Genomic DNA, 12,978 nt, shown 5'->3' on the forward strand with positions numbered 1-12,978 from the left:
AAGCGATAGATTTCAATTTTATCTTCATAACTTAATTTCATAGAAAAACACCCCAAAAGTTAGATTTGTTGTCTAACTTTTGGGGTGCAGTTCAGTTAATCTTCTTTTGCTTTTTTGAAATAACAAGGAGGCCTTAAATAGCTCCCAGCTAATAGAAGGATCCCAATTATGGTGAGCCACCAAAGGAGATTAGAATCAAAGCTTAAAAGGAGATGACTAATGAGAATGAGGAGGATACTTGACCAAAATAAGATAACATTGAGAGGATTATCAACAACCAGATAAAAATCCTGATCATAGACTCTTAGTTTCTTGCCAAACCATTGTCGAATGAAGATTTCCTCTCCGTCTTTATCAAGTGGAATACTGACTGTTTGACCATTTTTAAGAAGAACTTTCTCCCTGTGGCCAATGTTGACGGTCATTTTAGCACCAATTTTAGCAAATCGTGTTCGTCGTTCTAGCTTCATGCTAATAATCCCCCTCTCTAATCAATGGTAAAAATAGTCATTGCAGAGCGAAATTCCTCTGCCAGGTGTTCTTGGCGATAGGCGATAAAAGCCTCTTCTTTTTGGATAGCAGCAAAGTGTTTGTTAGGATCATCAGTTTCCTTGGTTAAATAGTGAGGAAACTGCTTTAAAAAGCGATCTGTTAATTGCCATTCTTTCATATACCCAAGGGGCTTACTATGGTAAGTAATTCCATCAAACTCGGTGTTTTTAATGCGCTTGTGATTGTGGCCAAACACCACATCAGTAACAGAAGTATTTACAAAAATCTGATGGAATTTATGACTGCCTAAAAAAGCATTAAAAGGCTTCAACTTAGGATAAGATAGCAAAAAAGCTTGATGAGGAACAAAATGCATAGCGACAATGAGGCGCTTATCTGCTAACTGATAAAGTATCCTTTCAAGTTTTTGACAGATTGTATCCGTAATTTGAGGATCAGACTGTTCTCTTTTAAGTCGATGATCGAACCAAAAAGTCTTCTTAAATGCTCGATTTTCTTGCTCAGTTTTGAGAGGATAAAAACTGTAATCGTACCAGCCGTGGATTGCTAGTAAAGAGGAATCATTACTCAAAGGATAGATATGGAAATCACTAGCTTCAATACTGTCTTCACTTAAATCTAACATATCGTGATTGCCTAAGTTATAGGTGACCTTGATAAATTGGTTTAAGTAGCCTAGAAAAGGTTTTGCCGTCTCTTCAAAATGATTAGCTAGATCACCAGCTAGATGAAGGTGATCAACAGCCTCTTCTTTAAGGACAGTGATAAGGACATCTGTTTCGTCTTTGTCAAAATGGTTGAGGTCGATATGAAGATCACTCATAATAGCTAATTTAGTCATGCATTTATTTTAACAAAAATAAAATAACTTGGCTATTTATGGTAAAATAGGGCTTCAGGAGGAAAAACATGTATCAAGCAATCATTTTTGATATGGATGGGGTCATTTTTGACACCGAAGACTTTTATTTTGAACGCCGTAGGCAGTTCTTAGATAAACATGGTCTTTCAATTGCTCATATGGAAGCAAAGGAATTTATTGGAGGGAACTTGCAACAAGTCTGGCAAAAACTTCTTAGTCAGAATACTGCTAAATTAGATGGAGACATCATTCAGAAGGACTATGAGAGCTATAAAAAAGAGCATCCGGCACCTTATTCTGAACTCTTATTTCCTCAAGTCAAATCAACACTTAAAGAGTTGAGAGATATGGGCTATAAACTGGCCTTAGCATCTAATAGCCAGACAAGAGATGTGCATTGGGCTTTGACATCGTCAGAAATCATGCCCTATTTTGACCTTGTTTTGGGAAGAGAAGATGTCCTGAATGCCAAACCCAATCCTGAAATTTATCAAAAGGCTGCACAATTATTAGGAATTGATAAGGAAGCAGTCCTCATTATTGAAGATAGTGAAAAGGGAATTGCTGCCGCAAAAGCGGCCGGGATTACTGTTTTGGCTATCAAAGATTATCGCTATGGGATTAACCAATCAGCGGCTAATGGTCAGATTAATGATATAGGTGATTTATTAGAGGTCTTAAAGTAACATTTAAAAATAACTAAAGCCTGTAGGTATCATTGGGTACCTTTTTTGTATGCGCTTACGTCTTATGCTGGCATTTTCTTAAAATAAATTTTAAAATAATGATAGGGACTTGTCTCAGACCACTATTGCTCATCATTTAAAAGAAAGGACTATTCGCCTAGCCATGTTGCAGTACTATCAATTATTAAAGGAAAAGTTTCCAACAAAATCCTCTTTGATTACAGAGATGATTAATCTTGATGCTATTTGCCATTTGCCCAAGGGAACTGAGCATTTTTTGAGTGATTTGCATGGTGAATACCAAGCTTTTGACTATTTATTACGAAACGGCTCAGGATCCATTAAAAAGAAAATCCAAGAATGTTTTCCACAAAAAAAGGTAGCAGATATCGAAACGCTATGTCAATATATCTATTACCCCGTGGAAAAAATCCAAGCACGTCAAGAAATATTGGACCAAGCAACTTTAAATAGAGAATTGTGCAATTATTTGCTCGATCTCTTACAATTAGTCAAATATATTGGCGGGAAATATACCCGTTCAAAGGTGCGAAAGATGCTTCCACCAGATTATGCCTATATCATGGAAGAACTGCTAACGAAAGAGCAGCCAGATAAAAATAAACAATACTATTATAATGCTATTATTTCAAAAGTTACTGAGCTTGAACAGTTGGATAACCTCTTTATTGCTTTTGCCCATCTAATTCAAGGCTTGGCTATTGATCATCTTCATGTTGTGGGAGATATTTTTGATAGGGGGCAATACCCAGATTTAATTATTGATCGTTTAAAAGGCTTCCAGAATATTGATATTCAGTGGGGAAACCATGATATAACTTGGATTGGGGCAATGTCTGGCTCTTATATATGTATGATTAATGTGATTCGCATTGCGGCTAGGTATAATTCACTGGCTCTCATTGAAGATCGCTATGGTATTAATTTACGCCGTCTTATTGATTATAGTCATCGTTACTTCAACGAAGAAGCCGTTTTTAACCCGATTCTAGACGGCGATCATATTTCTGAATCAGAGCGTTTGACACTAAACAAATTACAGCAAGCGACAGCCCTTTTACAATTCAAACTAGAACATCAATTAATTAAGCGGCGTCCGGAATTTGGTATGGAAGCTTGGCAATTATTCTCAAAAATCGATCCTGAAAAAAAGACCATTAAACTTGGTAAAAAGGTTTACCCCTTGCAATCATTCCCTTACCATAAGCTTGTCTGGGATCATGCTGAGCTTTTGACGGAAGAAGAAGAGCAAATCTTAAAAGGACTCATGTATCGTTTTCAAAGTTCAGAAAAATTGGAAAGTCACATTGACTTCTTGATGGAGAAAGGGGCAATGTATCATATCTCTAATAATCATTTACTCTTCCATGGTTGTATGCCAATGCATTCTAACGGGGACTTTAAGTCTATGCGCTTTGGCAACTGTATTTATTCCGGTAAGGCTCTTCTTGATTTTTTCCAAGAACAGGTCAGAGAATCTTATAAGAATCGCGACCAACATGAAGATTTAGCGACAGATATTTTTTGGTATTTATGGTGTGGTGAGGTTTCTTCATTGTTTGGCAAAAATCGAATGACCACTTTTGAGCGCTATTATATCGCTGACAAAGCTAGCCACCATGAGGAAAAAAATCCTTATTACCGTTTAAGGGAAGATGAGGAAATTTGTCTCCGCATTTTGGCAGAATTTGGCCTAGATGCTAATGGCCATATTGTTAACGGTCATACACCTGTTAAAGAAAAAGGTGGTGAGCTTCCAATTAAGGCCAATGGTCGTATTATTATCATTGACGGTGGACTAGCTAAAGGTTATCAAAAAACTACTGGAATCGCAGGTTACACCTTGATCTCCAATAGTTATGGGTTAGAGTTGGTGGCACATAAGCCTTTTTCGTCTGTCAAAGACGTATTAGAAGGAAAGTGCGATATTATCTTTATCAAGCGTCTGGTTGAACAGGTTGAAGACCGGACATTAGTAAAAGATACAGATAATGGGAAGAAATTATTGCAGGAAATAGCTGATTTGGATCACCTCTACCACCATTTTGACCAATACTAGTTAGAAGGAGACTGGTCTAACCAGTTTCTTTTTGTTACTACAATTTAATATTTGTTACAAGAAGTCATTGCTTAGTCTTGAAGTCTTTATATTTTTCCATTATGATAGTAATATGGAACTTAAAGCGGAAATTATAAAGCTAGCAAAAGAAATTGGGATTTCAAAATCGGTTTTACAACAGCTGATGATTTTTCCTATTTAGAAAAATCCTTAAAATTAGCTCTTGAAGAGGATCGTATTTCTGGTTTTGAGCATAAAGTAATTGAAGAACGGATTAAACCTAAACTATCATTAGCATCAGCTAAAACAATTATTTCTATTGCAGTTGCATATCCTCATAAGTTACCTGTCCGAGCTCAAAAAACGCAGTATAAACGTGGGAAAATCACACCAAATTCTTGGGGACTTGATTATCATTATGTTTTGCAAGACAAATTGCAAAGGTTAGCAGCTGGAATTGAGGCTCTGACTCAAGATTTTGAATATAAAGGGATGGTTGATACCGGAGCCTTAGTAGATACAGCAGTGGCTAGACGAGCTGGCATTGGCTTTATTGGTAAAAATGGCTTGGTTATTTCAAAAGAGTTTGGCTCTTATATGTATCTTGGTGAACTGATTACCAATCTTGATATTGAGCCAGATCAGCCTGTTGATTATGACTGTGGTGATTGCAGGCGTTGTTTAGATGCTTGTCCTACATCATGTTTAATTGGTGATGGAACTATGAATGCCAAACGCTGTTTGTCATTTCAAACTCAAGATAAGGGCATGATGGCTTTAGAATTTCGTAAGAAAATCAAAACCGTTATTTATGGTTGTGATATATGTCAGATTTGTTGTCCTTACAATAAAGGCCTTAATAACCCATTAGCAAGTAAGATTGATCCTGATTTAGCAGAACCTGAGTTAATCCCTTTTTTAGAACTATCCAACAAAGAGTTCAAAGCCAAATTTGGTCACATTGCGGCTTCGTGGCGTGGTAAAAATATCTTACAACGGAATGTTATTATTGCCCTGGCAAATGGACATGATCGATCGGCCATTGTTAAGTTGATGGAAATTATCGATAAACAACATAATCCTATTCATGTAGCGACAGCCATTTGGGCGCTTGGTGAATTGATTAAAAAGCCTAACCAAGAGATGATTGCCTATATGCAAAGCTTATCTCCAAAGGACTTAGATAGTCAAAAGGAGCTTGAGAGCCTCAGGACAAAATGGCAATTTTGATGCCAATGTGTTAAAATAATGAAGATAAAAACGAGAACGAGGTAAATCCATGGAAGTGGCAGAAATTCGCCAAAAGATAGTAGAAAATAAAGAGAAGTTGACTAGCTTCAGGAGGTCTCTTTGACTTAGATCGTTTAGAGGAAGAGATTGCTCTGTTAGAAAATCAAATGACTGAGCCGGATTTTTGGAACGACACTATTGCGGCTCAGAAAACATCACAAGAGCTCAATGAATTGAAGGTCAAGTTTGATACTTTCCACAATATGGAAAATCTGTCAGAAGAGACAGAACTATATATGGAAATGTTGGAAGAAGATGAGTCGGTTAAGGGAGAGTTGGAAGAAAGTTTGTTAAAGTTGGACCAGATTTTAGCAGCTTATGAAATGACTTTACTCTTGTCAGAACCCTACGATCATAATAATGCCATATTGGAGATTCATCCTGGTTCAGGTGGCACAGAGGCTCAAGATTGGGCTGATATGCTTTTTCGAATGTACACGCGGTTTGGTAATGCCAAAGGTTTTAAAGTTGAAACCTTGGACTATCAAGCGGGAGATGAGGCTGGTATTAAATCAGTCACTCTATCTTTTGAGGGTCCTAATGCCTATGGTTTCTTAAAATCAGAAATGGGAGTTCATCGATTGGTTCGGATTTCTCCTTTTGATTCAGCAAAGAGAAGGCATACTTCCTTTACATCTGTGGAGGTTATGCCAGAATTGGATGATACCATAGAGGTTGATATTCGAGATGATGATATCAAGATGGATACCTTCCGTTCGGGCGGTGCTGGTGGACAAAATGTTAACAAGGTGTCTACAGGTGTCCGTTTGACACATATTCCAACTGGTATTGTTGTCTCTTCAACAGTAGATCGGACACAATATGGTAATAGAGACCGTGCTATGAAAATGTTGCAGGCTAAACTTTACCAAATGGAACAAGATAAAAAAGCAGAAGAAGTCAATGCCCTCAAGGGTGATAAGAAAGAAATCACTTGGGGAAGCCAAATTAGGTCATATGTTTTCACACCCTATACAATGGTAAAAGACCATCGTACCAATTTTGAGGTAGCTCAGGTTGATAAGGTCATGGACGGTGATATTGATGGCTTTATTGATGCCTATCTTAAATGGCGTATGAATGATGACTAAAAAAATAAGCTAAAGCTAGAAAGAAGAGTAGAATGGCATTAATTGAAATGAAGGGCGTTACGAAAAAATACAAACGTTCGACAACAGCCTTAAGGAATTTAGATTTCTCAATTAATCAAGGTGAATTTGTATACTTGGTAGGCCCTTCTGGGGCTGGGAAATCCAGTTTAATCAAGCTCCTTTATCGTGAGGAAAAAGTGACAAGTGGATCACTCTATGTTGGTGAATTTAATCTACCTAAATTAAAAGCAAAAGAAGTTCCTATTTTACGTCGTAATATAGGAGTTGTCTTCCAAGACTATAAATTACTTCCGCGGAAAACAGTCTTTGAAAATGTAGCTTATGCTATGGAAGTTATTGGTGCTAAGCCTCGGCATATTAAAAAACGTGTTCCTGAGGTGCTTGAGCTAGTTGGTTTGAAACATAAAATGCGTTCTTTCCCAAACCAACTCTCAGGTGGGGAACAGCAACGGGTTGCTATCGCGCGTGCTATTGTCAATAATCCTAAACTGTTGATTGCTGACGAACCAACAGGTAACTTAGACCCAGAAATTTCTTGGGAAATCATGCACTTATTAGAGCGTATCAATGTCCAAGGAACAACTATTTTGATGGCAACGCACAATAGTCATATCGTTAACTCTCTACGCCATCGAGTAATCGCGATTGAAGACGGACGTATTGTCCGTGATGAAGAGGAAGGAGATTACGGCTACGATGATTAGAAATTTTTTCCGTCATATTTGGGAATCTATTAAGAATCTCAAACGAAATATTTGGATGACTATTGCCGCAATTAGCTCAGTAGCAATCACTCTAACTTTGGTTGGGATTTTTGCTGCAACCCTCTTAAACATTGAACGGGTTGCTTCAGGGGTTCAAAATAATATTCAAATTAATACTTATTTAAATGTTGATTCTACTGATGCCAAAGAAGTTGTTAAAACCGTTGATGGCAAAGAGGTCAAAAATAACAAATACCACAAAATCTATGACCAAATTGCCAAAATAAAAGGTGTTGAAAAAATTAATTTTTCCAGCAAAGATGAACAATTACAAAAATTACAAGACTCTATGGGCGATGTCTGGAAAATGTATGATAAAGACACCAACCCCCTTCAAGACATTTATATGATTGAAACTGAGAAACCATCTCAAGTTAAAAAGATTAGTGCAATTATCAAAGGCATTAACGGTGTAGAAGATGTCGACTACGGTGGTATTAATTCAGATAAACTCTTTAAATTTGCCTCATTTATTAAGACATGGGGCTTGATAGGAACAGTATTATTGCTGATTGTTGCGGTCTTCCTTATTTCAAATACTATTCGTATGACTATTATGAACCGTCAACGAGATATTGAAATTATGCGCTTAGTGGGAGCTAAAAATTCTTACATTCGTGGACCATTCTTCTTTGAAGGAGCCTGGGTTGGCTTTTTAGGAGCTGTTTTCCCATCTCTCCTTATCTTTTATTTATATGAATATGCCTATCGACAATTTACGCCCCAGCTTCAACTCAATGGTTTGTCAATGTACCCAATTAACTATTATCTCTATCTTTTAATTGGTATCTTATTTGTCATCGGTATCATTATTGGATCCCTAGGGTCAGTCCTCTCAATGAGACGCTATTTGAAATTTTAATTTCAGAAAAGGGATTTTGCGGTCTTCTTGTCTAGCTGTTGATGAGGAAATAGTATTGAGTAGATTTTTAATGGCCTAGCCTAGATAATATGCTAAGAATAACGTAAGAGACTAAGACAAGAGTCTAAGCTCAAAGATAACAAGCGAACAAGACAGCATTCTGAGTATCAGAAAACGAGTTTTGTTCGCTTTTTAGATTTCATTTATCAATTGGAAAAAGTAATGGCAGGGAATCTCAAAAATTACCATCATTTTGTCTCAGTCCCTTAGTTTATGACAAAATAGTCTTTTGTTAACAAATCACTAAATCTCTCGTATCTTTAGGCAAAGCCTGTGCGTGAAACGAGTTGACTGAGCTGCTTGATAGCCTAACAAAAATACCAGAAACACTTGGTTTCTGGCATTGGAGAACTTTTGACTTAGGCTCCCAATCTAGGCCTAGAATGCCTTTTGATATCTTAAAGAGTCATGGAAGTGACTCTTTAAGCTACTATCTGAGCAAGCTAAATAAAGTCTTTTATTTTAAAGAATTAATAGTTGTAAGGAATAGATCTCTTTTTCAGTCTGAGCCTATCAAGTTCACTTGATAGGCTTTAGCTTAGAAAAGGATTGCTATTTTTTTCATGTGCAATTGTTGTCATCTGGCCATGGCCAGGATAAACCTTGAAAAATGAAGGCTGGGTCAATAGTTTTTCTTTGATACCTTCAATCAGCTGTTCATAATTGCCAGTTGGCAAGTCAGACCGTCCTATACTTTCGCGAAAGAGTGCATCGCCAGAGAAAATGGCTTCATGTTCTTTGAAAATAAAGGAGAGGCCCCCAATGGAGTGGCCAGGAGTTTCCACCACGGAAAAGGTAAAACCAGCTAAGTGATAATCTTTTTCAAATTCAAAGAGCTGTTCTGCGGGCTTACAAATAATGTCTGGGATATCAGCATGTCGTAATAGGCCAGATAAATTGTCTTTAGGGGTGAAGAGCCAGGAAGCTTCTTTTCCTGAAACATAAACAGGTGGCTGGTTAAAGCTTTGTCTAACTTTCTCCAAACTAAAAATGTGATCATAATGGGTATGAGTTAAAAGAATGGCAGCAACAGGTTTAGCCAATTTTTTAATTTCCTGACAAATTTTGTCGCCATTACTCCCTGGATCAATCACTAAAATGGCCTCATTATTAGATAAAATATAGGTATTTTCGCTAGCAATAGCATTGGTAACAGTTATGATTTTCATAAGTTTAGTTTAACAAATCCATTCTAGTTGACACAAGCAAAATGTGTTAACAATTTGAGTTAGATGGGGTTACTCTTCAAAAGGTGGTTCAAGAAATGTGGAAATTGCTGAGCCCACACGTTTTCTGTATGCTGGGCACCAGCAATAATAGCAAAATCTATTTGCGAAATTGGCAAGCCTTGGGCAAGAATTTGTTTATAGTAATTGAGGCTGTTAGTAATGTAAGTCTGATTTTTTTGAGGATTTGAAGGTTGATTTGACAGGTCCCCTTCATTGGTTCCTACCTGGAGGTAAAGCTTGGTTTTTGGATTTAAAGGATGACTTTGACAAAAGCTTAACAATTGCTTTTCACAGGTCCAAGAAGCAATAGAGAAAATTCCCAAGCCACCAAAGACATTAGGATACTGGGCTGCTGTATAGGCCGTGATTAAGCCTCCCATAGAAGAGCCAGCTAAGAAACTATGCTCAAAGTCCTTTTTAGTTCGATAATTAAGGTCAATAAAGGGCTTAAGCTCAGTCACTACCCAATTAGCGTAATCTTGGCCATTACCCCCATCCTTTGGAACTGCGTGAGGGATCACTTTTTCAAAGGGAAAAGGAGCATACTCCCGTAGACGATAGGTATCGGCGTGGTCAATAGCAACGACAATAATGTCAGGGAATACTTGTGCTTGTAAGGATTCTATAATCTTCCAGGAGTTACCTGAAAAGGATTCCTGATCAAAAAGGAGATTTTGTCCATCATGCATATATAAAACAGGATAGTTTACAGTATTTTTTTCTGAATAATTATTGGGCAGGAGAACACGGACGCGTCGCTTTTTCTTTGTGTATGGCAGTGCAAAAAAATGGGTTTTCAGGTTAGTAGATGTATCAACCATTCTGCAGATCCTTTGTTAAAATTTCAGCTTTATTATAACACGATTTGAAGAAACAAAGAACACCTTTTGAAACAAATTCATTCCTCAGCTTTGCTTTAAAGATGGGTTTAGTCAGAAAAGATTTGCTGAAAAATGGTATAATTAATCTACTATGACAGAACAATTAACAAAATATGCCGTCATTGATTTAGAAGCAACCAATGCAGGATCAGACGCACGCATTATTCAAATAGGAATAGTTATCGTTGAAAATAAAAAGATAATTGATCGTTTTCAAACCGATATTAATCCTCACAGCAAGCTTTCAGAACATATTAAATCCCTTACTGGTATTACTGATCAGCAATTAGCTTCAGCTCCGGAATTTTCTCAAGTGGCCAGTCAGATTTTTGAACTAATTAAAGATTGTGTTTTTGTGGCACATAATGTTAAATTTGACGCTAATCTTCTTGCTGAGGCCTTATTTTTTGAAGGCTTTGAGTTGTTGACACCAAGGATGGATACTGTTGAATTAGCTCAAGTCTTTTTTCCAAATTTAGAGAAGTACAATCTTGGTCATCTAGCTAAAAATATGGACTTGCATTTAGCACATGCTCATACAGCCATTGATGATGCCTTAGCTACGGCCAAACTATTTATCAAGATTCAAAAGAAAATAGAATCTCTGCCCCGAGAAACATTGGAAATGATGGCGGTTTTTGCTGATAATCTTATTTTTGAAAGCGGTCAGCTCATTACTCAAGCCCTTTCTAAAGCTAAATCTTATGATAAAAGGCATTACGATTTAGTAGAAGGTATCCTATTTCCCAAAAAACAAAGAACAAAAAAGGCTAAAAAACTATCACAAGATTTTTCTATCAATACGGCTATTTTAGGTCTTGAGGACCGACCGTTGCAAAATGATTTTGCAGCTTTAATTGAAGAGGGGCTGACCTACTCAGAGCCCAGTTTTATTCAAGCGCAGGCAGGTATTGGAAAAAGTTATGGTTACTTGCTTCCTCTTTTAGCAAAGACACAGGAGCAACAGGTCCTTGTTAGTGTACCAACTAAAATCCTCCAGGATCAGATGACTGCTAAAGAACTCGCTGCTATCGAAACGGTTTTTCAGATTGATTGTCACAGTCTCAAAGGGCCTGCTAATTACATAAAACTTGATCTCTTTCACAAAAGTCTTCAGCAAGTAGAAGATAATCGACTGGTTAATCGCTATAAATTGCAGTTATTAGTTTGGCTCCTAGAAACAAGAACGGGTGATCTTGATGAGATTAAGCAAAAACAGCGCTATGCTGCATTCTTTGATACGATTCAACACGATGGAGATTTGAACCAAGGGTCACCATTTTATGATTATGACTATTGGCGGTATAGCTACGAGAGGGCTAAGCGTGCTAAGGTCTTACTAACCAATCATGCCTATTTTTTACATCGTATAGAGGATGATAAAGCATTTGCCCGTAATAAAATCCTCGTTTTTGATGAAGCACAAAGACTACTGTTGCAGTTGGACCAACTATCTCGTAAACAAATTGATCTACAACAATTATTACAAGATTTAACAAGAGCCCTAGAGAGTCCACAATCGCTTTTAGAGAAGCGTCTGCTGGAAAGCCTTATTTTTGAGTTAAATGATATGGCGACAACTTCTTTGAAAAAGCGGTCGTATGAGGCTAGTAATCCCAAAGCATCACAAAAACTGAGTGACATTGTAAAAGAATTAGACACTAATCGTTTTTCAGCATTACATGCTATCTTTAAATACCCTGACACCGATTATTGGATTAGTAGTGAAACTAAAGATGAAAAGCGGGTCATCTCTCTTAATGCCAGCACTCAGCGCTTCATTAATTTTCAGCACCTTTTACCAGAAATCCATAAAAGTTTCTTTATTTCGGCTACCTTAGCTATCAGTCAGAGGGTGAATCTAGCTTATTTACTAGGCTTTGACAATTACCACTTTGCTAAAATTGACCATTTGAAATCAAAACACCAAAAAATAATGATTGACCAAGAGATGCCAGTCATCAGTGAAGTGAATGAAGAGGACTATTGCAGGGCACTGGCTAAGAGAATTTATGCCTTAAATCACGAAAAATTACCTATCTTAGTACTTTTTAATTCTCGCAGCCATCTCTTTTTGGTATCGGATATTTTGGAAGAGTGGAATCTAGCTCACCTAGCACAAGAAAAAAATGGAACTGCTTATAATATCAAAAAACGCTTTGATCGGGGTGAACAATCTATTTTATTAGGAATGGGGGCTTTCTGGGAAGGCGTTGATTTTGTACAAGCAGATCGTATGATTGAGGTCATTACAAAGTTACCTTTTGATAACCCTCAGGATTTCTATGTTAAAAAGATGAGTGCTTATCTTCTGGCTAAACAAAGAAATCCCTTCAAAGATTATTTCTTGCCAATGACCATTCTAAAATTAAAACAAGCAATTGGCCGAACGATGCGCCGTGAAGAACAAAAGTCTCTCATTTTACTATTAGATAAAAGGCTTATAACCAAATCATACGGTCCAGAAGTCTTAGCAAATTTAGGTGAGGAATTTCTTATCAGTTGTGAAACATTCGAAAATTGCTTACTTGAGTCAAGACAATTTCTGTTATAATAGAAAAGATAAGATTGATACCTTATTTAAGAATTCATTTTCATTTGTAAGCAATCTCGCCTAAGTTAAGCTCACAGAAGATTGA

10 protein-coding genes and 1 pseudogene are annotated in these 12,978 nt (G+C 37.1%); 7 read left to right on the top strand and 4 right to left on the bottom strand.

Annotation, left to right across the window (positions count from 1 at the left end; all coding sequences use genetic code 11):
- Positions 1 to 95 precede the first annotated feature (95 nt).
- A complete protein-coding gene (locus STRPS_RS00320) occupies positions 96 to 470 on the bottom strand; it encodes a hypothetical protein (RefSeq protein ID WP_007892761.1) in 375 nt (124 codons plus the stop codon).
- Between the two features lie 17 nt (positions 471 to 487).
- Positions 488 to 1,354, bottom strand: a complete 867-nt coding sequence (locus STRPS_RS00325; RefSeq protein ID WP_007892726.1) for a metallophosphoesterase — start codon at positions 1,352 to 1,354, stop codon at positions 488 to 490.
- 68 nt (positions 1,355 to 1,422) lie between these two features.
- Here STRPS_RS00325 and STRPS_RS00330 point away from each other — a divergent pair, with 68 nt between their 5' ends.
- From STRPS_RS00330 to ftsX, 6 genes and pseudogenes are all read left to right on the top strand, one after another.
- A complete protein-coding gene (locus STRPS_RS00330) occupies positions 1,423 to 2,061 on the top strand; it encodes an HAD family hydrolase (protein WP_007892733.1) in 639 nt (212 codons plus the stop codon).
- Between the two features lie 163 nt (positions 2,062 to 2,224).
- Positions 2,225 to 4,141 (top strand): fructose-bisphosphatase class III, encoded by a 1,917-nt coding sequence (locus STRPS_RS00335; protein ID WP_037598857.1) that lies wholly within the window; start codon positions 2,225 to 2,227, stop codon positions 4,139 to 4,141.
- 112 nt (positions 4,142 to 4,253) lie between these two features.
- Positions 4,254 to 5,371, top strand: a pseudogene (gene queG / locus STRPS_RS00340) (tRNA epoxyqueuosine(34) reductase QueG).
- A gap of 49 nt (positions 5,372 to 5,420) precedes the next feature.
- Positions 5,421 to 6,522 (top strand): peptide chain release factor 2 gene (gene prfB / locus STRPS_RS00345; protein ID WP_100068853.1). Its coding sequence is split into 2 segments (ribosomal slippage): positions 5,421 to 5,492 and positions 5,494 to 6,522, totalling 1,101 coding nucleotides; the frame shifts between segments, so codons are not numbered across the junction.
- 32 nt (positions 6,523 to 6,554) lie between these two features.
- Entirely contained in the window at positions 6,555 to 7,247 is a 693-nt protein-coding gene (ftsE, locus tag STRPS_RS00350; protein ID WP_007892765.1) for a cell division ATP-binding protein FtsE, read from the top strand.
- On the top strand, positions 7,240 to 8,169 hold the full coding sequence (gene ftsX / locus STRPS_RS00355) for a permease-like cell division protein FtsX (protein ID WP_007892738.1): 930 nt from the start codon (positions 7,240 to 7,242) through the stop codon (positions 8,167 to 8,169). Before ftsE ends, ftsX begins: the two co-directional genes overlap by 8 nt.
- A gap of 593 nt (positions 8,170 to 8,762) precedes the next feature.
- Here ftsX and STRPS_RS00360 read toward each other — a convergent pair.
- Together STRPS_RS00360 and STRPS_RS00365 are read right to left on the bottom strand one after the other, a co-directional pair.
- Positions 8,763 to 9,398, bottom strand: a complete 636-nt coding sequence (locus tag STRPS_RS00360; protein WP_007892730.1) for an MBL fold metallo-hydrolase — start codon at positions 9,396 to 9,398, stop codon at positions 8,763 to 8,765.
- Positions 9,399 to 9,457: 59 nt separating this feature from the next.
- Positions 9,458 to 10,279 carry an alpha/beta hydrolase gene (locus STRPS_RS00365; RefSeq protein ID WP_007892760.1) on the bottom strand — a complete coding sequence of 274 codons (822 nt, stop codon included), beginning with the start codon at positions 10,277 to 10,279 and terminating at the stop codon, positions 9,458 to 9,460.
- 151 nt (positions 10,280 to 10,430) lie between these two features.
- Between STRPS_RS00365 and STRPS_RS00370 the strand changes: the two genes are divergently transcribed.
- The gene (locus STRPS_RS00370) at positions 10,431 to 12,893 is read left to right on the top strand and encodes a bifunctional DnaQ family exonuclease/ATP-dependent helicase (protein ID WP_007892740.1); all 2,463 of its coding nucleotides are present in this window, start codon (positions 10,431 to 10,433) and stop codon (positions 12,891 to 12,893) included.
- The last annotated feature ends 85 nt before the right edge of the window (positions 12,894 to 12,978 follow it).

Source organism: Streptococcus pseudoporcinus LQ 940-04, assembly GCF_000188035.1.
GTDB lineage: Bacteria > Bacillota > Bacilli > Lactobacillales > Streptococcaceae > Streptococcus > Streptococcus pseudoporcinus.